This window comes from Massilia sp. CT11-137 (assembly GCF_047302885.1).
Taxonomy (GTDB): Bacteria; Pseudomonadota; Gammaproteobacteria; order Burkholderiales; family Burkholderiaceae_D; genus Telluria; species Telluria orientalis.
Genome location: NZ_JBKYMP010000002.1, coordinates 153,858 through 177,961, shown reverse-complemented (window position 1 = coordinate 177,961; position 24,104 = coordinate 153,858). Strand labels below are relative to the sequence as shown.

General features: G+C 67.8%; 19 protein-coding genes. 5 read left to right on the top strand and 14 right to left on the bottom strand.

Annotated features, from left to right (window positions below):
- Position 1: 1 nt before the first annotated feature.
- The 6 genes from ACEN98_RS17530 to ACEN98_RS17505 all read right to left on the bottom strand — a co-directional run bounded on the left by ACEN98_RS17530 (position 2) and on the right by ACEN98_RS17505 (position 7,100).
- Positions 2-853 carry an ABC transporter permease gene (locus ACEN98_RS17530; protein WP_413386138.1) on the bottom strand — a complete coding sequence of 284 codons (852 nt, stop codon included), beginning with the start codon at positions 851-853 and terminating at the stop codon, positions 2-4.
- Entirely contained in the window at positions 850-1,803 is a 954-nt protein-coding gene (locus ACEN98_RS17525) for an ABC transporter permease (protein WP_413386137.1), read from the bottom strand. The genes ACEN98_RS17530 and ACEN98_RS17525 overlap by 4 nt, the downstream gene beginning before the upstream one ends.
- 2 nt (positions 1,804-1,805) lie before the next feature.
- Positions 1,806-3,386, bottom strand: a complete 1,581-nt coding sequence (locus ACEN98_RS17520; protein WP_413386135.1) for an ABC transporter substrate-binding protein — start codon at positions 3,384-3,386, stop codon at positions 1,806-1,808.
- Positions 3,387-3,415: 29 nt separating this feature from the next.
- Positions 3,416-4,693: an NAD(P)/FAD-dependent oxidoreductase gene (locus ACEN98_RS17515; RefSeq protein ID WP_413386133.1), complete on the bottom strand. Its 1,278-nt coding sequence runs from the start codon at positions 4,691-4,693 to the stop codon at positions 3,416-3,418.
- Positions 4,694-4,739: 46 nt separating this feature from the next.
- Entirely contained in the window at positions 4,740-5,411 is a 672-nt protein-coding gene (locus tag ACEN98_RS17510; RefSeq protein ID WP_413346226.1) for a haloacid dehalogenase type II, read from the bottom strand.
- Between the two features lie 204 nt (positions 5,412-5,615).
- Positions 5,616-7,100, bottom strand: a complete 1,485-nt coding sequence (locus ACEN98_RS17505) for an aldehyde dehydrogenase family protein (RefSeq protein WP_413386131.1) — start codon at positions 7,098-7,100, stop codon at positions 5,616-5,618.
- Positions 7,101-7,315: 215 nt separating this feature from the next.
- Here ACEN98_RS17505 and ACEN98_RS17500 point away from each other — a divergent pair, with 215 nt between their 5' ends.
- Positions 7,316-8,179 (top strand): GNAT family N-acetyltransferase, encoded by an 864-nt coding sequence (locus ACEN98_RS17500; protein WP_413386129.1) that lies wholly within the window; start codon positions 7,316-7,318, stop codon positions 8,177-8,179.
- A 15-nt stretch (positions 8,180-8,194) separates the two neighbouring features.
- The gene (locus ACEN98_RS17495; protein WP_413386127.1) at positions 8,195-9,040 is read left to right on the top strand and encodes a GNAT family N-acetyltransferase; all 846 of its coding nucleotides are present in this window, start codon (positions 8,195-8,197) and stop codon (positions 9,038-9,040) included.
- A gap of 4 nt (positions 9,041-9,044) precedes the next feature.
- Here ACEN98_RS17495 and ACEN98_RS17490 read toward each other — a convergent pair whose 3' ends face one another.
- Positions 9,045-9,986 carry a 2-hydroxyacid dehydrogenase gene (locus ACEN98_RS17490; protein WP_413386126.1) on the bottom strand — a complete coding sequence of 314 codons (942 nt, stop codon included), beginning with the start codon at positions 9,984-9,986 and terminating at the stop codon, positions 9,045-9,047.
- 7 nt (positions 9,987-9,993) lie between these two features.
- Positions 9,994-11,568: a methyl-accepting chemotaxis protein gene (locus ACEN98_RS17485; RefSeq protein ID WP_413386125.1), complete on the bottom strand. Its 1,575-nt coding sequence runs from the start codon at positions 11,566-11,568 to the stop codon at positions 9,994-9,996.
- 185 nt (positions 11,569-11,753) lie between these two features.
- Here ACEN98_RS17485 and ACEN98_RS17480 point away from each other — a divergent pair, with 185 nt between their 5' ends.
- Both ACEN98_RS17480 and ACEN98_RS17475 read left to right on the top strand, forming a co-directional pair.
- The gene (locus ACEN98_RS17480) at positions 11,754-13,139 is read left to right on the top strand and encodes an aspartate aminotransferase family protein (RefSeq protein WP_413386123.1); all 1,386 of its coding nucleotides are present in this window, start codon (positions 11,754-11,756) and stop codon (positions 13,137-13,139) included.
- 92 nt (positions 13,140-13,231) lie between these two features.
- On the top strand, positions 13,232-13,729 hold the full coding sequence (locus ACEN98_RS17475; RefSeq protein ID WP_413386121.1) for an Lrp/AsnC family transcriptional regulator: 498 nt from the start codon (positions 13,232-13,234) through the stop codon (positions 13,727-13,729).
- A 19-nt stretch (positions 13,730-13,748) separates the two neighbouring features.
- Here ACEN98_RS17475 and ACEN98_RS17470 read toward each other — a convergent pair whose 3' ends face one another.
- From ACEN98_RS17470 to ACEN98_RS17450, 5 genes are all read right to left on the bottom strand, one after another.
- Complete coding sequence (locus tag ACEN98_RS17470) at positions 13,749-14,645, bottom strand: cell envelope integrity protein TolA (protein ID WP_413386119.1); 897 nt, start codon at positions 14,643-14,645, stop codon at positions 13,749-13,751.
- A gap of 165 nt (positions 14,646-14,810) precedes the next feature.
- On the bottom strand, positions 14,811-17,927 hold the full coding sequence (locus tag ACEN98_RS17465) for an efflux RND transporter permease subunit (protein WP_413340544.1): 3,117 nt from the start codon (positions 17,925-17,927) through the stop codon (positions 14,811-14,813).
- Between the two features lie 5 nt (positions 17,928-17,932).
- On the bottom strand, positions 17,933-19,108 hold the full coding sequence (locus ACEN98_RS17460) for an efflux RND transporter periplasmic adaptor subunit (RefSeq protein ID WP_413386117.1): 1,176 nt from the start codon (positions 19,106-19,108) through the stop codon (positions 17,933-17,935).
- Positions 19,109-19,256: 148 nt separating this feature from the next.
- Entirely contained in the window at positions 19,257-20,624 is a 1,368-nt protein-coding gene (locus ACEN98_RS17455; RefSeq protein WP_413386116.1) for an ATP-binding protein, read from the bottom strand.
- Complete coding sequence (locus ACEN98_RS17450; protein WP_413386114.1) at positions 20,621-21,349, bottom strand: response regulator; 729 nt, start codon at positions 21,347-21,349, stop codon at positions 20,621-20,623. The genes ACEN98_RS17455 and ACEN98_RS17450 overlap by 4 nt, the downstream gene beginning before the upstream one ends.
- Positions 21,350-21,577: 228 nt before the next feature.
- Between ACEN98_RS17450 and ACEN98_RS17445 the strand changes: the two genes are divergently transcribed.
- Entirely contained in the window at positions 21,578-22,072 is a 495-nt protein-coding gene (locus ACEN98_RS17445) for a Spy/CpxP family protein refolding chaperone (protein ID WP_413386112.1), read from the top strand.
- A gap of 80 nt (positions 22,073-22,152) precedes the next feature.
- Here the strand turns inward: ACEN98_RS17445 and dsbD are convergent, their stop codons facing one another.
- Complete coding sequence (gene dsbD, locus ACEN98_RS17440; protein WP_413386110.1) at positions 22,153-24,024, bottom strand: protein-disulfide reductase DsbD; 1,872 nt, start codon at positions 24,022-24,024, stop codon at positions 22,153-22,155.
- Positions 24,025-24,104 lie beyond the last annotated feature (80 nt).

The following is a 24,104-nucleotide window of genomic DNA, read 5'->3' as shown; positions in this document are numbered from 1 at the left end:
GTCAGCCCTCCCTGCCGCGGCGTTTGCGGCCTGCCAGGCCGTCGATGGCCATGTTGACGGCGATGGTCAGCGTGGCGATGGCGATGGCCGGCATGACGACGGCCGGCGCGCCCTCGGACAGGCCGATGATGTTTTCGCGCACCAGCGAACCCCAGTCCGCATGCGGCGGCTGGATGCCGAGTCCCAGGAACGACAGGCCGCTGAGCAGCAGCACGATGAACAGGAAGCGCAGGCCGAAGTCGGCCAGCACGGGCCGAATCATGTTCGGCAGCATTTCGCGGCAAGTGATATAGGCCATGCCCTCGCCGCGCGCCCGCGCCGCCTGCACGTAGTCCATCGCCTGCACGTTCACGGCCAGCGCGCGCGCGATGCGGTAGGCGCCCGGCATGTAGCCGATGCCGGCCGTCAGGATCAGCAGCGGCACCGACGTGCCGAAGCCGGCGACGATGATCAGCGCCAGCAGCTTGTGCGGGATGCTGAGCATGGTGTCGACGATGCGGCTGACGATGGCGTCGAACCAGCCGCCCGCCGCCGCGGCGCACATCGCGAGCACGGTGCCGCCGACGCTGGCCACCAGCACGGCGGCCAGCGCCAGGCCGATCGTGTACGGCGCGCCGTGGAGGATGCGGCTCAGCATGTCGCGGCCGAGGTAGTCGGTGCCGAGAGGATGCAGCGCGCTGAGCGGCGCGAACACGTCGTCGCCGACGCCGCCGGCGTCGTCCGGGGCCAGGTACGGGCCGGCCACGGCCATCAGCAGCCAGAACGCGAAGACGGCGCAGCCGATCAGGCCGGCCAGCGGCAGGTGCCGGCGCGGCTTGCGCCGGACGATGGGAGAAATCACGGAGGTCTTCATTTTCTTAACCTTGGGTTGGAAACGATTGCGCACACGTCCGCCACGGTCAGCAGCACCAGGTAGCCGGCGCAGAACAGCATCGCGCAGGCCTGCACCACGGGCATGTCGCGCATGGTGACGGAATCGACCATCAGGCTCGCGATGCCCGGATAGTTGAAGATCGATTCGATGATGATCACGCCGCCGATCAGGTAGGACAGCGACAGCGCCACCGCGTTGGCGATCGGGCCGATCGCGTTCGGCAGCGCGTGGGACAGCACCATGCGCACTGGACGCACCCCCTTCAGGCGCGCCATCTCGACGTAGGACGCATTGAGCTGGTCGATCACGGCGGCGCGGGTCATGCGCGCCATCTGCGCCACGATCCCGCAGCACAAGGTCATGACCGGCAACGCATAGGCGCGCATGAATTGGCCGAAGGTGGCGATATCGTCGGTGTGCGACAGCGCGGACAGCCAGCGCAGCTTGACGGCGAACAGCAGCACCGCCAGCGTGGCGATCAGGAACTCCGGCACGGAGACGGTCCACACCGTCGCCACGCTGACGACGCGGTCGAACAGCGAGCCGCGGTACATCGCGGACAGGATGCCGAGCGCCAGCGCGAGCGGCACCGAGACGACGGTGGTGGCCGCCGCCAGCATCAGCGAGTTCGGCAGGCGGCCGCCGATCAGCTCCGTCACCGGCAGGCCGTTCGCCATGGCCACGCCGGGATGGCCGGTCAGCAGCCCGCCCAGCCAGTGCAGGTAGCGCACGTGGGCTGGCAGGTCGAGCCCCAGCTTGGCCCGCAGCGCGGCCACCAGCTCGGGCGTCGCTTCCTGGCCAAGCGCCGCCTGCGCCGCGTCGCCCGGCAGCAGGCTGGTGATGGTGAAGATCACCACCGACACCGCCAGCAGCGTCAGCACCCCGACACCCACGCGGTTCAATACCAGTCGTACGGTGGTCCCGTTCATGATCACGCTTCCAGCCAGATCTGGTCGGCGAACATATAGCCCATCATCCCGCCGAGCGGATGGCTGGCGTAGCCCCTGACCTTGTTGCCGAGACCGTCGAGCGAGTGGATGAACATGGGGATGCCGACGCCGCACTGTTCGTGCACGAGCACCTGCATGTCGCCGTACATCTGCTTGCGCCTGGCTTCATCGGTTTCGCCGCGCGCCAGGTCGAGCAGCTGGTCGAACTTCTCGTTCTTCCAGCCCGACACGTTCATCGGCGAATCGGATTTGTAGAACAGCGAGAACATCAGGTCGACCGTCTGGCGCGGATTGATATTCCCGAACGACATCGGGTGCTTGGCCCAGTGGTTCGACCAGTAGCCGTCCGGCGGCATGCGCTTGATGTCCAGGTTGAGGCCGGCCCTCTGCGCCGACAGCTGGATGATCTGGGCCATGTCGACCGAGCCGCCGGCGGCGGTCGAGGCCACGATCGGCAGGGTCCGGCCGGCCATGCCGGATTTCTTCAGGTAGAACTTGGCCTTGTCCAGGTCGAACTTGCGCTGCGGCAGGCCGGCGAAATAGAAGCGGTTGCCGGGCTGCACCGGCTGGTCGTTGGCGATGGTGCCGTAGCCGCGCATTGCCACCTTGCGGATCTGTTCGCGGTCCAGCATGTATTTCATGGCCAGCACGAAGTTCGGGTTCTTCACCGGGCCGAGCTGGTCGCGCATGATGAGGTCGGTGTACAGGCCCGTCTTCGATTCGAACAGCGTGCAACCGGAGCCCGAGAAACTGGCCGCCGAGCGCGGGTTCACGCCGTTGATCAACTGCACGTCGCCCGACAGCAGCGCGTTGACGCGGGCCGCCTCGTCCGGGATCGAAAAATATTCGATCTCGTCCAGGTAGGGCTTGCCCGGCTTCCAGTACTCGTCGTTGCGCACGCCGATCGAGCGCACGCCCGGCCTGAATTCCTTGCACTTGTAGGGCCCGGTGCCGACCGCCGTCGCGAAGTCGGTGGTACCGTCCTTGACGATGGCGAAATGGGACGCGGCCAGCAGCGCCGGCAAGTCGACGTTCGCCGAATTGAGCCTGATCTGCACTTCGAGCGGGCCGGTGGCCTTGACCTCCGCGAACTCGTCGGCCACGGTCTTGACCTTGGACGCGTTGGCGGGATTCTTGTGGCGCAGCAGCGAGTACACGACGTCCGCCGCACCGAGCGCCTTCCCGTCGTGGAAGCGCACGTCCTTGCGCAGCTTGACGGTCCACAGCGTGCCGTCCTTGCTGTCGACCGATTCGGCCAGCGCCATCTGCGGCGCGAGCTTCGCGTCGATGGTCGTCAGGCAGCTGTAGAACATGTAGTGCCGCACGTAGTCGGCGATGGTGCTGCCCCTGGCGGGATCGAGTGTATCGGCCGTCGATCCGGACCCCATGGCGACCCGGATCCGGCCGCCCTTGCGCGGGGTCTGGGCCAGCGCGGTGCCGGGGAAGGTCAGCAGGCCGCCTGCGGTGGAAGCCAGAATGCCGCCCGCCAGCAGCGTGCGCATCACGTCACGGCGCGTGGCGCTTGCGGGAACGCCGGCGGCGTCGAATGGTGTGTCGCTCATGATTGTCTCCTTGGTCTTGAAATAATTGTTCAGTGCAGCCAGTCCTGCAGCCGGTAATACGCGCCCACCACCGGCAGGAACCAGGGTGTGCCGAAATGCCCGGGCACGGCCGGCCATTCCAGGTGGCGCCACGGGTTCAGTTCGGCGCGGCCGGCCATGACGTCGGCCATCACCTGCCCCATGTGGACCGACATCTGCACGCCGTGTCCGCTGTAGCCCGTCGAGTAGTACATCCCGCAGTGCTCGCCTGCGCGCGGCAGGCGGTCGGCCGTCATGTCGACCAGGCCGCCCCAGCAATAGTCGATGCCGACCCCGCGCAGCGCCGGGAACATCTTTTCCATGGCCGCGCGCAGGACGACGCCGCTCTTTTGGTCCGAGCGCGGATTCGACAGCGCGAAGCGCGCCCGCCCGCCGAACAACAGGCGGTTGTCCGGCGAGATGCGGAAGTAATTGCCGATGTTCCTGGACGTGACGTAGTTGCGGCGCCGCGGCAGCAGGCGGCCGAGCAGCGCCGGATCCAGCGGTTCGGTCGCGATGATGAAGCTGCCCACCGAGATCATGCGGCGGCGGAACCAGGAAAACGGCCCCTGGCGCGAATTACCGGTCGCCAGCAGCACCTGGCCGGCCTGGACGACGCCGCGGCTGGTGGTGACGCGGAACCCGCCCGCCGGCAGGTGGTCGAGCCCCGTCACCGGGGTGTGTTCATGAATGCGCGCACCGGCACGGGCGGCGGCCTGGGCCAGGCCGACGCCGAATTTCCCCATGTGCATTTGCGCGCTGGTGTTCTGCAGCAGGCCGCCGTAGAACTGGCTTGATGCGACCTCGTCGCGGATCCGCGCCGCGGACACCATCTCGACGTGCGGATCGACCTCGCGCCGCAGCACGTCGCAACTGCGCGCCAGCTTGTCGTAATGCTCCGGCTTGGCCGCCAGCTTGAGCTTGCCGACGCGCGCGAAGTCGCAGTCGATGGCTTCCCGCGCGACCAGGTGTTCGACCGTGTCGACGGCGGCGTTGTAGGCCTGGTAGAACGAGCGCGCCGTGTCGACGCCGAGCCGGGCGGCGAGCGCCCCGAAATCGTGCGCGGTGCCGCTGTTGCAGTGCCCGCCGTTGCGGCCCGACGCTTCGCCGACGACGCGGCCCGCCTCCAGCACCAGCACCGAGGCGCCGCGCCGGGCCAGCGTCAGCGCCGCCGACAACCCGGTAAAGCCGGCCCCGACCACGACCACGTCGGCGTGCCCCGCCACCGGTTCCGCTGCGCCGTCGGCAAAGGCCGGTGCCGTATCGAGCCAATAAGATTCGAGCTTCATGATCGTGTCCTGTCGAGGTAGCTTTCCGGGTGCATGCGCATGCCGCTTACAGGCCGACCAGCGCCGGCAGGCCGCCCAGGTCCGTGATCTGGTGCGAACCCCACACCGGCCACGCCGGTTCGTGGCCGCGCGCCACGAAGACCTTGTTCTTGATGCCGACGTCGTCGGCCGACAGGTGGTCGTAGCGCATGCTCGACGACACGTGCAGGATGTCTTCGGGATTGCAGCCCAGCTGGTCGATCATGTACTCGAACGCGCGCAGGCGCGGCTTGTACGCTTGCGCCTGCTGCGCCGTGTAGACGCGGTGGAACGGCGCGCCGAGCTTGTCGACGCTGGCCTGGATCTGGGCATCCATCGCGTTCGACAGGATCACCAGCTTGTACTCCTTGGCCAGGCGTGCCAGCGCGGCCGGCACGTCCGCGTGCGGGTTCCAGGTCGGCACCGCGCGGTAGAAGTTCAGGCCCTCGTTGTCGCGGTATTCGACGGCCCAGCGCTTGCAGGTGCGCTCGACCGAATTGCACAGCAGCTGGTCGTACGGGCGCCAGTCGCCCATCACTTCGTCCAGGCGGTAGCGCGCGAAGTCGGTGGTGAATTGCTGCATGTTCTCCGGGGCGACGCGGTCGGCGAACAGTTCGCGCGCCAGCTCCGCCATCTGGAAGTTGATCAGGGTGCCGTAGCAGTCGAAGGAAATGTATTTGGGCCGCAGGTTGGTAGTCATGGTTCTGGTTCCTTAGATGATTGATGTTGGCGGTTCGGGTCAGGAAGCGCGTTCGTAGGGCGATTCGCGGTCACTGCAACGTCGTCTCCTGCATCCATTACACCATCGCCTCCCTGCACGAAAATCCCGTTCTGACCCTGGCAAAACAGAACAAACCGTGGCATTTGCGGCGCCTTTCGGCACACTATGCGGCGCCGAAAAACGTCAGTCTTCCAGGGCGAAATCGACCAGCACGCTCTTGTGGCGCAGGTTCGCTTCGTACGCCTGGCGGCCGAGGTCCTTGCCGATGCCGGAGCGCTTGTAGCCGCCGGTCGGAATCACGTAATCGGCGGTGCGGCCATAGCGGTTGATCCACACCGTGCCGGCCTCGATGCCGCGCGCCAGGCGCAGGGCGCGGCCGATGTCGGCGGTATGCACCCCGGCGGCCAGGCCGTAGTCCGGATGGTCGGCCAGCGCCAGCGCCTCCGCCTCGTCATCGAACGCCTGCACCGTGATCACCGGTCCGAAGATTTCCGACTTCACGGCGTCCATCGCGGGATCGACGCCGGCCAGGATGGTCGGCTGGTAGTACGCGCCGTCGTTGCCGCAGTCGACCGGGCCGCCGCCGGCGACGAGCCGGCCGCCCGCGGCGATCGTGCGCTGCACGATGCCGTCGATGCGGTCCATCTCGCGGCGCGCAATGATGGGCCCCAGCGTGGCCTCGGGGTCCCACGTGGTCCCGGCCCGGAGTTCGGCGAAGACCGCAACCAGGCGCTCGACGACGCGATCCGCCACCGCACGCTGCACGATCAGGCGCGACCCGGCCACGCACACCTGGCCGGCATTCAGCGTGATGGCGCGGGCGACGGTGCGGACGGTGCGTTCGAGGTCGGGCGCGTCGGCGAACACCACTTGCGGGCTCTTGCCGCCCAACTCCAGCGTGACCGGCTTGGTGCCGCTTTCCGCGCAGGCGGCCATGATGGCGGCGCCGCTGCGGGTCGACCCGGTAAACGTCACTTTCGCGATGCGCGGATGGCGGCACAAGGCGGCGCCGGCGCCCTGGCCGTCGCCCTGGACGATGTTGAAGATCCCCGCGGGCATGCCGGCCTCGATGGCCAGTTCGGCCAGGCGCAGCACGGAGAACGGCGTCATCTCGGAGGGCTTGAGGACCACCGCGTTGCCCGCCGCCAGCGCCGGCGCCACCTTCCAGGAGGCCATGACCAGCGGGAGGTTCCAGGGGGCGATGGCGGCGATCACGCCATAGGGTTCGGCGATGGTCATGCCGAGATGGTCGGTGCGGGTCGGCGCGATGTCGCCGCCGATCTTGTCGGCCCACTCGGCGAAGAAGCGGATGCCGTCCGCGGTGAACGGCACGTCCCAGGCGGCGGCATCCCTGAGCGGACGGGTCGAGCCGACCGCCTCCAATTGCGCCAGGGCCTGCGCGTCGGCGTCGATCAGGTCGGCCCAGCGGCGCAGCACGCGCGCGCGCTCGCGCGGCGCGCAGCGCGCCCAGTTGCTGGTCTTCCAGGCGCGCCACGCATCCTGTACCGCGCGGTCGACCAGGTCGGCGTCGGCCAGCGGCACGCCGGCGTACACCCGGCCATCGGACGGGCGCCTGACGTCCATCGTCTGCGCGCCGCCCGCCACATACTGCCCGCCGATGAAGTGGGCGCTGCGTACTGCCACCCGGTCGGGATCGAAACGTTCCATCGTGTGTCCTTTCAGTGTTGCGTCATGTGCGACTCTGAAAAGATTGTAGGAGCGTTCCCCAAGCATTTTATGTGGTCCGGCCGGCCCGGAACGGCACAAGCTTTCGTATTGAAGCGGCAAATGGTGGATCGTTTCGAATTGCATTTACCCCGTCGCCGGACGGATTCGTGTGTGGCATGATGCGGCCGGATAGCCACTCGGCGAGGAGCCATCACATGAAAGATCGAAACCCAAAAAGCCAGGTGCGGTACCGCAGGATGACGGCCGCCGACCTGCCGGCGGCGCACAAGCTGTCGCTGTCCGTGTTATGGCCGCACCGCCTGGAAGACTGGCAGTTCATCCACGCACTCGGTGAAGGCATCGTCGCCGAAGACACGTCCGGCATCGTCGGCACCATCATGTGCTGGCTGCACGGCCCCGACTACGCGTCGCTCGGCATGACCATCGTCGCACCCGGCCACCGGGACCGGGGAATCGCGAGCGCGCTGCTCGAGCGCATCCTGACGGAGATCGGCGACCGCACCATCCTGCTGCATACCACCGCGACCGGGGTGCGCTTCATCGAACACAAAGGTTTCGTCCAGACGGGCTGGGTGCACCAGCACCAGGGCAGCGTGTTCCGCGCCCCGTTCGTGCCGCTCGGCCCGGGCGAACGGATCCGGCCGGTCGGTCCACGCGACGAGGCGGTGCTGGCCGATCTGGCCACGCGCTCGACCGGCGTGCCGCGCGCCACCGTGATCAAGCACCTGCTGACCGTGGCGGACGTCGTCGCCATCGACCGCTACGGCGACCTCGTCGCCTTCGCGGCGCTGCGCAAGTTCGGCCACGGCTATGTGATCGGCCCCGTCGTCGCGGCCGACGCCGGGCACGCCAAGGCGCTGATCGCCCATTGGGCCGGCACGCAGGCGGGGGCATTCGTCCGCGTCGACGTGCCGGACAGCAGCGGCCTCAGTCCCTGGCTCACCGAAATGGGCCTCGTCCAGGTCGAGGAATCGGTACACGCGATGATGCGCGGCGACCCGCCGCGGCCCGCGGGTCCCGTCAAGCGCTTCGCCCTGCTCAGCCAGTCGCTCGGCTGACCGGAAGGACAGATCATGACAACGACATATACCGCCATCACCTGCCGCCCGATGCGCGAGGACGACCTGCCCGCAGCGCTCGCGCTGTCGCAAGCCGTGCGCTGGCCGCATCGTCCCGAGGACTGGCAGTTCGCCCTGCGCCTGGGCACCGGCTTCGTGGCCGAGGAAGACGGCGCCGTGGCCGGCACCGCGCTGTGCTGGCATCAGGGCGCGCACCACGGTTCGCTGGGGCTGATCATCGTGGCCCCGGCCCACCAGGGCAAGGGCATCGGCCGCCGGCTGATGCACCTGGTGCTCGACCAGCTCGGCGACCGCTGCACGGTGCTCAACGCCACCGTGGCCGGGCAGCCGCTGTACGAAAGCCTGGGCTTCCGTGCCATCGGCACGCTCCACCAGCACCAGGGCATATTTGCCCCCCCGGCGGCATCGGCGGGACCGCGTGCGCGCCCGGCCACCGCCGCCGACATCCCCGCCATCGTCGCACTGGCGAACCGCGGCACCGGGATGGTGCGCGACGAGTTGCTGAAACACCTGATCGGCGTGGCCGACGGCGCCGTGCTGGAGCAGGATGGCGCCGTGACCGGTTTTTCGCTGATACGGCCGTTCGGCCGCGGCCACGTGATCGGGCCGGTGGTCGCGGCCGACGCCGCGTGCGCGCAGGCGCTGATCGCGACGTGGGGCGATGCCTACGCCGGCGCCTTCGTGCGCCTGGACGTGACGGGGTCGAGCGGCCTGGGCGAATGGCTGGCGCAGGCCGGGCTGGCCGAGGTGGACACCGCGGTGACGATGGCCCGCCATGGCGTGCCGGCGCAGGACGCTACGGTCCGGCAGTTCGCCATCGTCAGCCAGGCGCTCTGCTGACCGGTCAATAACCGCTGGTCCGGTCGATGACGCCGTCGACCGGCAGTCCGCGCTCGATCCGGGCGATCCTGGCCGCGATCTGGCACGCGCTTTCCCGGCGCAGCGTCAGCGCGGCCACGTGCGGCGTGATCTCGATGCGCGGATGCCGCCAGAACGGGTGATCGGGCGGCAGCGGCTCCTCGCGGAACACGTCCAGCGTGGCCTGGGCCAGTTGTCCGCTGTCGAGCGCGCGCAGCAGGTCTTCCTCGACCAGGTGGGCGCCTCGTCCGATGTTGATCAACTGTGCGCCCGGCGCCAGCCGCGCGAACAGCGTCCGGTCGAGTATGTCCGCCGTGTGCGGCGTCAACGGGAGCAGGTTCACCAGCACGTCCAGGCCATCGAGAAAGTCCGGCAACGCGTCCGGCCCGGCAAAACAGGCGACCTGGCCGACCGCGCGCGGTCCGCGGCTCCAGCCGCGCACCGCGAATCCCAGCTGGGCCAGCGCGCCGGCCACGGGCGTGCCGAGCGCGCCCAGGCCCATGACTCCGACCGCGTGCGTAGCTGCGTCGCGTCCGGGCAGGGGTTGCCAGCGCCGGGCCCGCTGGAGCGCGGCGTACTCGGGGAAGCGGCGCGCGTGGCGCAGCACGGCGGCCAGCACGTACTGCACCATTTGCGGTGCCATGCCGGCATCGTCCAGCTTGATCAGGGGCACGTGGGGCGGCAACAGGTCCGGCTGCGCCGCCAGCAGCGCGAGCACGGCATCCACGCCCGCGCCGAGGTTGAACACGGCCTTCAGCCGCGCGCGTCCGGCGAGCGCCTCCATGGGCGGATTCCAGACCAGCGCATAGTCGGCGGCGGCACGGTCGCCCGGCCGCCATGGGCGCACGCGGGCCGCCGGCAGCACGGCGGCGAGTTCGTCGATCCAGGACGCGACGTCGCCATCCGGCAGGCATACGAGGATATCCATGTGCGCCTCACGCCAGACGTGCGTTGCCGGCCGCCGGTTGCCGGTCGAGCTGGAAGACGGCCACCAGTTCGCCCAGCGCGCCGGCCTGGTCGCGCAACGAGGCCGCGGCACCGGCGGCATCGTCGACCAGCAGCGCGTTGCGCTGCGTGACCTCGTCGAGATGGCCGATCGCCGCGCTGATCCGGTCGATGCCCGCGCTCTGCCGCTGGCTGGCGGCGGCGATGTCGCCCACGATGTGCGTGACCCGATCGACGCTGTCCACGATGTCCCGCATCGTCTGGCCGGCCTGGCGCACCAGCGCGGTGCCGGCGCCGATCTGGCCCACCGACGCGTCGATCAGCGCCTTGATTTCCCGGGCCGCGCCGGCGGAGCGCTGGGCCAGGCTGCGCACCTCCCCCGCGACCACGGCGAAGCCGCGCCCCTGTTCGCCGGCGCGCGCCGCCTCCACCGCCGCATTCAACGCCAGGATGTTGGTCTGGAAGGCGATGCCGTCGATGACGCCGATGATGTCGACAATCCGGTTCGCCGACGCGTTGATCGACTCCATCCTGTCGACCACGCCGGTCACGACCGCGCCGCCCCGTTGCGCGGTCGCGGCGGCCGAGGCCACCAGCCGGTCGGCGTCGCGCGCGCTGTCGGCGTTCTGCTTCACGGCCCTGGCCACCTGGTCCATCGATGCCGCCGTCTGCCGCAGGGCGTTGGCCTGCTCCTCGATCTGGCCGCGCAAATCCGCGCTGCCGCCGGCGACCTGGGTCGACGCGGCGCCGATCGTCACCGCCGTGGCGTCGATCCGGCCGATGGTCCGGGTCAGGCTGCGCTGCATGGAATCCATCGCGGCCAGCAGGCTGCGCCGGTCGTCCGCGCGCAGGGCGACCGCGCCGCTCAAGTCCCCTGCCGCGATACGGCGCACGATGGCGGCGGCGTACGCCGGCTCGCCGCCGAGATCGCGATAGATGTGGCGGATCAGGTAGCCGCCGAACAGCGCGGCGGCAAGCGTGCCCAGTGCAATGGCCGCTGCCGCGCCGTTGCGCAATACCGTGTAGCGCGCGGCGGCCCGCTCGTACTCGCGCCGTGCCGCGTCCACCTGCAGCCGGCGCAAGCCGTGCATGTCCTCCGCGACCGCCACCGCCATCGGACGCATGTGCTCCTGCGCGGCCTTGGCCGCTTCCACATCGCCGCTCCGCAGGGCGGCCATGGCCGGCCGCAGCCCCTCGTCCCGCATCCGCGTCCAGGCGGCGCCGAAGCGGTCGGCCAGGCGCCGCTCCTCCGGCAGGATGGCGGCGGGCAGGCAGGCGCGCCAGGCCTCGTCGATCTCGGCGGCGTTGCGCTCGATGCGCGCCGATTCGGCCTTGATGTCGGCCATCGGGTCGTTGATGGCCTGCGCCAGCGACAGGCGGTTTTGCAGCAGCAGCGCGTCGATGCGCGAGATCCGCTCCAGCATCAGTGCGCGGTTCTCGTAGACCTCCTTGAGGCCCTGGTTGGCCAGCTGCATGCCGTGCAGGCCGAGCACGCCGATGCCGGCCGCGAGGACCGACAGGAAGGCGATCACGATGCCGAGGCGGGTCTTGATGGTGAGGGTCAAGGCAATCTCCTGGTGGGTTACGGGCTGCGTCGGGCAGGCAGTATCGCACCGGGTGCGCAGCAGGAAATTCCGAATCCTTCGCAAATACGCAATGCGCGCGATCTTTTCCACCGCGCCGGCGGCAGCTATCGCTGCGTGCCCGTGGCTACCATGTCGCTGTCTTCCCCTTTCATCTGGAGCCCTTCATGCCTACCCATTCCCTCGTCGCGCTGGACCGCGACCACCTGATCCACCCCCTCGTCAATTACCAGGTCCATGAGCAAAGAGGCGTCACGATCCTCGAATCGGGCCACGGCGCCTACCTGCGCGACGCGCAGGGCACGGAACTGCTGGACGCGTTTTCCGGCCTGTGGTGCGTCAACGTCGGTTATGGCCAGGAGAGCGTGGTCCGGGCCGCCGCCGAGCAGATGCGCAAGCTGCCTTATGCGACCGGCTATTTCCATTTCGGTTCCGAACCCGCCATCCGCCTTGCCGCACGCCTGGTGGAACTGGCGCCGGCCTCGCTGCGCCACGTGTATTTCACGCTGGGCGGCTCGGACGCGGACGATTCCGCCATCCGCTTCGTCACGCACTACTACAACTCGACCGGCCGTCCGACCAAGAAGCAGTTCATCTCGCTCGAGCGCGGCTACCATGGCTCGTCCACGATGGGCGCGGGCCTGACCGCGCTGGCCGTGTTCCACCACAATTTCGACCTGCCCCTGCCCCAGCAGCACAAGATTCCCTCACCTTACCCGTACCGCAATCCGGCCGGTTCCGATCCGGACACCATCATCCGCACGTCGGTCGAGGCGCTGCGCGCCAAGGTCCGCGAGCTGGGCCAGGACAATGTAGCGGCGTTCTTCTGCGAACCGATCCAGGGCTCCGGCGGCGTGCTCGTGCCGCCCAAGGGCTGGCTCAAAGCGATGCGCGACGCCTGCCGCGAACTGGACATCCTGTTCGTCGTCGACGAAGTCATCACGGGCTTCGGCCGGACGGGCCCGATGTTCGCGTGCGAGGAGGAAGGCGTGGAGCCGGACCTGATGGTCGTGGCCAAGGGTCTCACGGCAGGCTATGCGCCGATGGGCGCCGTGCTGATGTCCGACGCGGTGTACCGCGGCATCGCCGACCACATGCCGGCCGGCGTACCGGTGGGCCATGGCCATACGTATTCCGCCCACCCGGTGAGCGCCGCGGTCGGCCTCGAAGTGCTGCGCCTGTACACCGAAGGCGGGTTGCTGGCCAACGGCCAGGCCCAGGCACCGCGCTTCGAACAAGGCCTGCGCGACCTGCTCTCGCACCCTCTCGTCGGCGACGCGCGCAGCCGCGGGCTGCTCGGCGCGCTCGAACTGGTCGCCGACAAGGCCGACAAGACCCGCTTCGACCCCGCGCTGAAGCTGCACGAGCGCATCGCCGTCGCGGCCTACCGCAACCGCCTCGTGTTCCGCGCCTTCGGCGACAACGTGCTCGGCTTCGCCCCGGCGCTGTGCTATACGGCGGATGACTTCGACCTGATGTTCGAGCGCCTGACCCGGACCCTCGACGAGGTGCTCGACCAGGCCGACGTGCGCCGCGCACTCAAGACAATTTGATGTGGCCTCAGGGAAAAATCATCATATGCATTACAGAGACGCTGATAGTATGATGATTAGCATCAACGGCGAGACAGAAATGGCAGGCCACGATGATCCCTGATACCCTCAAGCTGGACCGGATCGACATCCGCATCCTCAGCCACCTGCAGCGTAACGGCCGGGTCACGAATGTCGACCTGGCCGATGCCGTGGGCCTGTCTCCCAGTCCGTGCCTGATCCGCGTGAAGCGCCTGGAGAAGGCGGGCTACATCAACGGCTACGGGGCCCATCTGCAGCTCGAGAAACTCGGCGACATGCAGGTGGTCTTCACGCAGGTCACCCTGTCGGACCACCGCCGCGAGGACTTCGCCAAGTTCGAGGCCGCCATCCGTAGCATCGACGAGATCGTCGAATGCCATCTGGTCAGCGGCGGCTTCGACTACCTGCTCAAGTTCATCACCCGCAGCGTCGCCCACTACCACAGCATCGCCGAGGACGTGCTCCGGCAGAGCATCAACATCGAGAAATACTTCAGCTACATCGTGATCCAGTCGCCCTTCGTCAAGCACCACTATCCGATCGAGAAGCTGTTCTCCTCGCACGAGTGACGAGACGGCGGCCGCGGCCTTAGCGCGGCGGCTTATATTCCGGGAACATTTCCTTGTACAGGAAGGCCATCAGTTCGTCCGTATCCTGCGGCCGGGCCGACAGCGTGACGACGCGGTTCAGGCGGTGCGAATCCCACTCGAAGTCGCCGGTCTTTTCCTTGCGGATCAGCTCGATCATCTTCTTGACGATGGCCGTCTCGATGTCCGGGTCGCTGCCGCGCTCGACCGTCACGGCTGTCAGCCAGCGGCGCTTGAAGTTCGGGTTCCAGCCGCGGAATTTCAGGTCCGCCCGGCTGAACGTCTTGTTGGAGATGCTGAACACGCCGCCCGTCTCGTTCGGATCCTGGCCGCCGCGGCCGTTGATGGCGGCGATGTTCGCGAGCGCGTTGCGCGTGCCGCGCGCGGCTTCGCTTTCCTCGGCCTGGTCCGTCTGCGCCGGGGCGCCGCGGCGCTTGCGCTGGGCCTCGATATACGCCTGCATGTCGACTTCCTGCGGCGGCGCCTTCGTCTCTTCCTTCGGCGGCTGCGGCTTTTCCTCCACCGTTTTGACCTCCGGCACGGTGATCGTGTTCGGCAGGCGCGGCATCGTGATGCGGGGCGGCGTGAACTTCGGCGCGGCCGCTGCCTTGGCGGTGTGCTTCGGTGCCTGCTCGGCCGGCTTGGCGGCGGGCTTGTTCTGCTTCAGCGGCGGCAGCCACACGACGGCTTCGCCGGCTTTCGGCGGCGCGTGCTTTTCGATTTTCGGCTGGAACAGCCAGACGGCCACGAGCAGCAGGTGCAGCCCGATCGTGATCGCGATGCCGGTCCGGTTCGGGCCCTTCTGCCCATAGATGACCACTTTCCGTCCGGGCAGCGGCTGGCCGCAATGTGCGCAGACATCGCTGTCTTCCAGCGGGATATGGGAATGGTCACGCAAGATAATGAACGCCTCCGGTTGGAGGACAAATAAATGATATTGACGAGGCGCAGTCTAACCCGTTTGGATTAGCCGCGCACGCGCTGTTAAGGATCTGTAATGAGAGTACAAGCTGGGTAGCTTAATGGTTGTTACAGTGTGTATCAAACTTGCCCAGCAGAATCGTTACGCCACCTTCGTCAATACCGGCTTCCGCCCCTGCTCCACATCCACGAGCTGCGTATCCGTCATCGGGCCGCTGCCGCTGTACTTGTCGAGGTACAAATAAATCACCGGGGTGATGTACAGCGTGATGACTTGCGAGAAGATCAGGCCGCCGCATACCGCGAGACCCAGCGGCTGGCGCAACTCGGCGCCGGCACCCAGGCCCAGGGCGATCGGCAGCGCGCCCATCAGCGCGGCCAGCGTCGTCATCAAGATCGGGCGGAAGCGCAGGATGCACGCCTCGCGGATCGCCTGCTCCGGCGCCATGCCCCGGTTGCGCTGGGCGTCGAGGGCGAAGTCGATCATCATGATCGCGTTCTTTTTCACGATGCCGATCAGCATCAGGATGCCGATGATGGCGATCATCGTCAGGTCCAGGCCGAACAGGCGCAAGGTCAGCAGCGCGCCCACCGCGGCGGACGGCAGGCCGGCCAGGATCGTGATCGGGTGGATGAAACTCTCGTACAGCACGCCCAGCAGCACGTAGATGACGCCGACCGCGGCGACGATCAGGATCAGCTGGCTCGACTGGGAATCCTGGAACACGGCCGCGTCGCCGCCGTATTTCGTGATGATCGACGCGGGCAGCTTCATGTCGCGGCCCATCTGCTCGATGGCGGCCGTGGCGTCGCCGAGCGGCGCGTCCGGCGCGAGGTTGAACGACAGCGTGATCGCCTGCAGCTGGCCCTGGTGGTTGACGGCGATGGGGCCGACCGTGCGTTTCACCGTCGCCACGCTGGAGAGCTGCACCAGCTGGCCCGTCTTGCTGCGCACGGACAGGCGCGACAGCGCATCCTCGAACTGGCGGTCTTCATTCGCCGTTTCCAGGATCACGTAGTAGCTGGCCGCGCTGGAATAAATCGTCGACACCTGGCGCTCGCCGAACGCCGCGTACAGCGCCGTGCGGATGTCGCCCAGCTGCACGCCCAGCAGGTTCGCCTTGTCGCGGTCGATGTCGAGCTTGGCCTGCAAGCCCTTTTCCTGCGTATCGCTCGTCACGTCACGGAACAACGGGTTGTTGCGCATGCGTTCCTGGTACTCGTTGGCCCACTGGCCGATGTCCGCCCCGGACACGCTCTGCAGCGTGTACTGGTAGCGGCTCTTGCTCTGGCGGCCGCCCAGCTGCAGGTTCTGCACGGGTGCCATGTAGACGTTGACGCCGGCGATCCCGCGCAGCGACTTGCGCAGGCGGTCGACGACCTGCGGCATCTTGTCGCGCTGGTTGCGGGGTTTCAGCACGATGAACATGCGGCCGTTGTTGCCGCCGCCGGTGAACGACGTGACGTCCTGCACGGCAGGATCGGCCTGGATGACTTCCGCCACCTTCGTCTGCAGCACGACAAGCGCGGACGACGAAATGTCCTCGGCGGCCTCGGTCGTCACGCGCAATTGGCCGATGTCTTCCTCGGGGAAGAAGCCTTTCGGGATGGTCGTGTACAGCACGACGGTCAGCGCGAACGTGCCGAACGCGACGATCAATACGACGAAGCGGTGCTTCAGCGCCACGTCGAGCGTCTTCTCGTAGGCATTGCGCAGCGCCGTGAAGCCGCGCTCGAAATGGCGGCCGATGAAGGTTTTCTCTTCCGTGTGGTCGTGGCCATGCGCGGGGAGCAGGCGCGATGCCAGCATCGGCACGAGGGTCAGCGACACGGCGGCCGACACGAGGATCGCGAGGCCGACGATGACGGCGAATTCGTGGAACAGCAGGCCGATCACGCCCGGCATGAAGAAGATCGGGATGAACACGGCGATCAGCGACACCGAGATCGACACGATGGTAAAGCCCATCTCGGCCGAGCCGTCGAGCGCGGCGCGCAGCGGCTTCTTGCCCATCTCGATGTGGCGCACGATGTTTTCCAGCACGACGATCGCATCGTCGACGACGAGGCCGACGGCGAGCGTGATGCCCAGCAGCGAAATATTGTCGAGGCTGTAGCCGAGCCAGAACAGCAGCGCCAGCGCGCCCAGCAGCGAGATCGGCATCGTGATCGCGGGGATGAATGTGGCGGACGCGCGGTGCAGGAACAGGAAGATCACGAGCACGACGAGGCCCACCGTCAGCGCCAGCGTGAAGTTCACGTCGTGGATCGCCTCGCGGATCGATCTGGAGCGGTCGTTGACGAGGTTGATCTTGATGGACGCCGGCAGCTGCGACTGGAAGCGCGGCAGCAGGCGGCGCACGCCGTCGACCACTTCGACCGTGTTCGCGTTCGGCTGGCGCTGCACGAGCAGCACGATGGCGCGCTCGCCGTTGTAGGCGCCGAAGGCCCGGGTCGACTGGTAGCTGTCCTCGACGGTCGCGACGTCGCGCAGGCGCACCGGCAGGCCGTCGCGCGTGGCGACGATCAGGTTTTCGAAATCGGCCGCCTTCATCATCTGGGCGGGGCCCTGGATGGTCATGGTCTGCTGCGGGCCGTCCAGGATGCCCAGCGCCGAATTCGAGTTGGCCGAGCGCAGCGCCGTCGCCAGCTCGTCCATCGTGATGTTGCGGGCATTCATGAGATCGGTCTTCGCGCGCACGCGCACGGCGAAGCGCTTGCCGCCGTTGACGGACACCTGCGCCACGCCCGGCAACGTCGAGATCGCGGGCGACACGAGGTTTTCCGCGTAGTCGTTCAGCTCGGACAGGTTCATCGACGGCGACGTCATCGTCATGAACAGCACGGGCGCATCGGCCGGATTGACCTTGCGGTACGACGGCAGCGTCGTCATTTCCTGCGGCAGCTGGCGCTGGGCGGCAAGGAGTGCGGCCTGGACGTCGACGGCGGCCGCGTTGACGTCGATCGACGGGTCGAATTCCAGGGTGAGCGACGTGCTGCCCTGCGTGCTCGTCGACGTGATCAGGTTGATGCCGGCGATGGTCGAGAACTGCTTTTCGAGCGGCAGCGCGACGGACGACGCCATCGTCTCGGGACTGGCGCCGTCCAGGTTGGCGTTGACGTTGATGACGGGCGTGTTATAGCTGGGCAGCGCCGCGACGGGGATGTGCGAATACGCCAGGATGCCCACGAGGATCAGGCTGATCGACAGCAGCACGACCATCACGGGCCGGCGGATGCACAGTTCGGACAGGTTCATCGTGTTCAGCCCTTGTCGGCGACGTGGACGTCTTTGCCCTTGCCTTTACCCATTTCGGACGCCAGGCGGACCTTGGCACCCGGGCGCACGTTCTGCTTGCCGTCGGTAATGACTTGCTCGCTGCCGGCGAGACCGCTGACGGCCGCATCGACGCCCGCGCCGTACACGCGGCGCACGGGCACGAGGCGGGCCGAGTGGTCCTTCTCGAGAACGTAGACGAACGTGCCCTGGGCATTGGTGATGATGGCGTTCTGCGGGATCACGACGGCATCCTTCAAGGTCTGCACGATGACCTTCGTGTTCACGTACTGGCCGGGCCACAGCGTGGTCTCGCGGTTGTCGAACTCGGCCTTCACCTTGATCGTGCCGGCTTGCGGGTCGACCGTGTTGTCGACGAAGCTCAGCAGGCCCTTCACCGGTGCCAGGTCGGCGCCCGGCAGCGCCTCGACCTCGACCTTGCCCCGCTTCTGCGCCGCCAGCAGCGACGGCAGGCTGGATTCCGGCAACGTGAACGCGACGGTGATCGGGTCGAGCTGGGTGATCGTCGTGAGCGACGTCGCCGGCTGCACGAGGCTGCCCGGATAGACGTTGATGCCGCCCACGCGGCCGGACATCGGCGCGCGGATCGCGGTGTAGCTCGTCGTGACGCTGCTCGCGCGCGCGGCGGCGCTGTCGGCCTGCAGGGTGGCGCGGGCCTGGTCGACCTGGGCACGCAGCGTATCGACGGCGCTCTGGGCGATGAAGTGCTGCGCGAACAAGTCCTGGCTGCGCTTGTATTGCCGCTCGAGGTCGGCCAGCGACGCGCGGTCGCGTGCGACCTGGGCCTGGGCCTTGTCGAGGTTGGCGCGGTCTTCGCGGTCGTCGAGCGAGAACATCAGCTCGCCCTGTTTGACGAACTGGCCTTCCTTGATGTGGACTTGGCGGATGGTGGCGGTCGTCTGCGGGTGCAGGTCGACGGCGCGGATCGGCGTCACGGTGCCGTTGGCCTGCTGCACGACGGCCACGTCCTGGCGGTGCGGCGCCACGACGTTGACGACGGCCGGCGGCTGCGCCCCTTTACCCTTGCCGCCCGGGGCGGCGGCCCCGTCGGCATGCGCATCGGAACCGCGGTTTACGGCCCACGTGCCGGCGCCGACGGCAACGACAATGCCGGCGACGATCGCGATATTCCTGGTCTTCATTCCACTCCCTGTGCCGCCTGTCCGCGGTCTTTCTCTTTGTGTATTTATGCGATGAGGGTGACGCCGGCCGCAAGACCGAGTCTCCGCCGGAGATTGTCCCACACGGGTGTAACAGTAATGTTTCTGCCCGTGCGATTTTTCAGCGTGCTTATTTGCCGGGATAAAACTCCGGCAACATCAGGGTCGCTTCGAGCCCGCCTTCCGGATGATTGGCGAGGTTGATGCTGCCGCCGTGCTGCTCGGCGATGTTGCGGGCGATGGTGAGCCCGAGGCCCGTGCCGCCCGATTCGCGCGAGCGCGACGTCTCCACCCGGTAGAACGGGTCGAACACGCGGGCCAGCTCGGCGCCCGGGATGCCGGGGCCGGCATCCCGGATGCGGATGCGCGCCGCGCCGTTGATGCGGTCGACGCTGACCCTGGCCGCGTGGCCGTACTTGACGGCGTTGTCGATCAGGTTCACCAGGCAGCGGCGCAGGTCCATCGGCCGGCCCAGCAGCGCCATGCCGGCGTGGCCCGTCAAGGTCACGCGCTGGCAGCTCTCGGCCGCGTCGGCGACGACGGAGTCCAGCAGCGAGTCGAGGTCCAGCATCTGCATGGCTTCGTTCGTGTCCATGCTGCGCGCCAGGTCGAGGCCTTCGCGCACCATCGCCTGCATCGCGGACAGGTCGCCGATCAGGCGCTCCTGCAGTTCCGGCTCGTTGACCTTTTCCAGGCGCAGGCGCATGCGCGTGAGCGGCGTCTGCAGGTCGTGCGTGATGGCGGCCAGCATCTGCGTGCGCTGGAAGATGTACTGGCGGATGCGCGCCTGCATCGCGTTGAAGGCGGCGCTGGCCTGGCGGATCTCGTCGGCGCCCGTGAGGTCGAGCGGCGGGTGGTTGATGTCGTTGCCGAGGTCTTTCGCGGCCTGCGCCAGCTGCTTCAGCGGCCGCGTCGTCATGCGCGCCACGAGGTAGGCGAGGAAGGCCACGCTGACGAGGAACATCGAGATCGTCCACGTGTAATCGGTGCGTTGCGGCGACGTGGCCGAGCGCGGCGGCAGCACGGACAGCACGAGGTCGTCGCCGTCGCGCAGGCGTACGGCGATGCTCTCGCACGTGCCGCGCCACTTCATGCGCAACAGGCCGAACACGACGGGCTGTTCGCGCGCCGTCGAGCACGCGGCGGGACGCGCGGCCAGCGACCGCATCATATAGCCTTTGCCCATGCGGGCGGCGAGCGCCTGGGTGAATTCGGAGTTGGTCGGGGCAAGCGCCGCCGGATGGGTGTCGACGTCGGCGAGCTGCATGCCGGGACGGTTGGCGACGTCGAGGTAGGCCTTGCGCGCGGACTCGGGGACGATCTCGGTGGCCATGATGAGCTGTTCGGCCCGGTCGAGGTTGTGCAGGTCGCGGAACTCGTCGATGACGCGCGCACGTTCGGCGTCGGCCAGCAGCTGGGTCAGCGCGGCCGTGAGCACGATGCCCAGCAGCAGGGTAGCAAACACGCGGCCCGTCATCGAGCCGAGGAAAGCTCTCACGCGCTCGGCTCCACCGTGACCTGGCCGGCCAACACGTAGCCGCCGTTGCGGACGGTCTTGATGATCTGGGGCATGCGCGCATCCTCGCCCAGCTTCTGGCGCAGGCGGCTGATCTGGATGTCGATCGAGCGGTCGAACGGATCGGCGTCGCGGCCCTGCGTGAGGTTCAGCAACTGGTCGCGGTTCAGCACGCGGTTCGGGTGCTCCAGGAAAACGCGCAGCAGGCGGAACTCGGCGCCCGACAGCATGATGACGACACCTTGCGGATTGACGAGGTGGCGCGCGGTGAGGTCGAGCGTCCAGCCCGAGAATTTCATCTGCTGCACGTTCTCGACCTGCGAGCTCGGCGGCATCGCGTGGCTGCGGCGCAGCACGCTGCGGATGCGCGCCAGCAGTTCACGCGGCTCGAAGGGCTTCGGCAGGTAGTCGTCCGCGCCCATTTCGAGGCCGAGGATGCGGTCCAGCGGCTCGCTGCGGGCAGTGAGCATGATGACGGGCATGGTCGAATGCGCGCGCAGCTTGCGGCACAGCGTGAGCCCGTCGTCGCCCGGCAGGTTCAGGTCGAGCACGATCAGGTCCGGACGCGACTCGTCCAGGAGTTTCCACATGGCGGTGCCGTCGGCCGCGGCAAGCGCGCGGTAGCCGTTCGCTTCGAGGTAATCGGCCAGCAGCGAGCGGATATCGCGGTCGTCGTCGACGATCAGGATGGTAGATGGATTGTCCATATCGCCATTATCGCGAGTTGTTCGACCCCTGAACAGTCACTTTGTATCGGCTTGTATATGGATCTTCCAGGGAAACAAATTGATACAAAGAACGAGAGACGGGAAACGCTGCGCTTACATCTTGCGCCCATGATGGGAACCGTGCGAAGACGACGCGATGCACGCAGATCGGAGCATGAAGACAACGTTTGGCGGTTTGCCAACTTTAACCCTACTAGGAAACCTGAGATGAAAACCTATCGCAAACACCTCCTCGCCGCCCTGTCCGCGCTGACCCTCGGCGCTGCCGCACTGGGCGCTCATGCACAGACGACGGACCAGCCCGCACCGCAGGCCCGCCACGGCATGCAGCACCAGAAGCTGACGCCGGAACAGCGCGCGCAATTCCGCGCCAAGCGGATCGCGAAGCTGCACGACCAGCTGAAGATCACGCCGGCGCAGGAAAACGCCTGGAACGCGTTCGTGGCGTCGATGCAGCCGCCTGCACGCCAGCCCCACGACCGGGCCGCCCGGGCCAACCTGACGGCGCCGGAACGCATGGCGAAGATGATCGAGCGGCAGAAGCAGCGCACCGCAGCGCTCGAGCAGCGCCAGGCGTCGCTGAACACCTTCTATTCGGTCCTGAGCGCGGACCAGAAGAAGACGTTCGATGAGAAGGCGGCGCGCTTCGGCCACCGCGGCCACGGTGGCTGGCAGCATCGCGGCCACACCGCACAAGGCTGATCAGGCGTAGGGTGGGCGGCCCCCGCCCACGCGCGATGCTTGCACATTGCCGGCGTTACGCGTGGGCACAGGTGCCCACCCTACATTTTGCTCAACGATGCAAGGAACTTGCTCGCATCCTGATAGCCGATCACCCGGCTATCAGGAATCTCTTTCCCCTGCTTGTCGAACAGGATGATGCCCGGCGGCCCGAACAGTCCGAAGCGCTTGAGCAGCGCCCGGTCATCCGCATCGTTGGCCGTCACGTCGACCTGCAGCAGCACCGTGTTCGCCAGCCGCGCCTTGACGGCCGGATCGACGAACGTCAGCTTTTCCATTTCCTTGCACGACACGCACCAGTCGGCGTAAAAATCCAGCATCGCGGTGCGGCCACCGGTGGCGGCCAGCGCGGCGTCGAGCTGGTCGACGGTCTTGATGCGCGTGAACGCGAGCGGCTGCGCGGGCGCGCCGCCCGTGAAGCGGGCCAGCGGCGCGAGCGGGTCGCGCGCACCGCTGGCCACGCCGACGAGCTGCGTGGCGCCCAGCACGACGCTGGCGGCGCCTAAAGCGAGACCGGCGTAGGGTGGGCGCCCCGCGCCCACGCGGACACGCATCCAGGAGCCGCTCACCAGATAAAATCCGTATCCCAGCAGCAGGGCGGCCCACAAGACCATCTGCACGATGCCCGGCAGGACGGGCGCGGCCATCCACAAGGCCATCGCCAGCATCAGGACGCCAAAGAAGCGCTTCACCGATTCCATCCACAGCCCGGCGCGCGGCAGCAGCGAGCCGGCGGACACCCCCACGAGCAGCAGCGGAATGCTCATCCCGACCGCCATCGCGAACAGCGCGGCGCCGCCGATGACGACGTCGCGCGTCTGGCTGATGTACACGAGCGCACCCGCGAGCGGCGCCGCCACGCACGGGCCGACGATCAATGCGGAGATCGCCCCCATCACGAACACGCCGGCCAGCTTGCCGGACGACTGGCGGCCGGAGACGGTGGATAGCCGCGTCTGCAACACCGCGGGGACCTGCAGCTGGTAGACGTCGAACATCGACAACGCCATCACGACGATGAGCAGCGCGAAGCCGCCCAGTACCCACGGGTTCTGCAGCGCCGCGGCGAGACCTTCGCCGAGCAGGCCGGCCGCCACGCCCAGCGCCGTATAGACGATCGCCATGCCGAACGAGTACGCGAGCGACAGCACGAAGCCGCGCGTGCGGTGCACCTGTTTGCCTTCACCCACGATGATCGACGACAGGATCGGCACCATCGGCAGCACGCACGGCGTGAACGCGAGGCCCAGGCCCAGCAGGATGAACGCGGGGACGATGGCCAGCAGGCGGCCGCCTTGCAGCAGCGAGGCGATGCCGGAGAGTTCGGACGGTGCCGCCGGTTTCACGGGCGGCGCGGCAGGTGCGGTCGGGGTGTCGACCTGCGGCGCGGGCTGCGGGGCCTGGCCCGGGAAGTTGAAACCGCCGCCCTGCCCCGGCGCGACGCTCATCTGCGGTTCGCTGCCGCCGGCACCCGGCGTGAGCTGAACGGACGCATCCTGCGGCGGATAGCACAGGCCCTTGTCGGCACAGCCCTGGCCGGTGGCGGTCAGGGTGAACGGTCCCGCGGCCTCGACAGGGATGCGGATCTCGACGCCGTTGTGATAGGTCTCGACGTTTTTCTGGAACGTTTCGTCGTACTTGATCTTGCCGGGCGGTATGACGGGCTCGCCCAGCTTCGCGCCGCTTGCCGTGAAGCGGAAGCGCTCGCGGTACATGTAGTAGCCGTCGGCGATCGCATAGTTCACGACGATCGTGTGCGCGTCGGCCATCTGCGCGGAGAACTTGAATGCCTGCTCGGGCGGCAGGAAATCGTCGTCGGCGTGGGCGGTGGAGACGAAGGCGGCGCAGGCCAGCAGCAACGTGCACAGGGCGGCCAGCAGGCGCGCGGCGGGCGATAGGGAAGATCGGAGCATGGATCGGCAAATTGGTTCAACGCAACGGGCATGGTACACCGGGCGCTGTTCCATTGCACGGCGGCCGGCGAAACGGCACG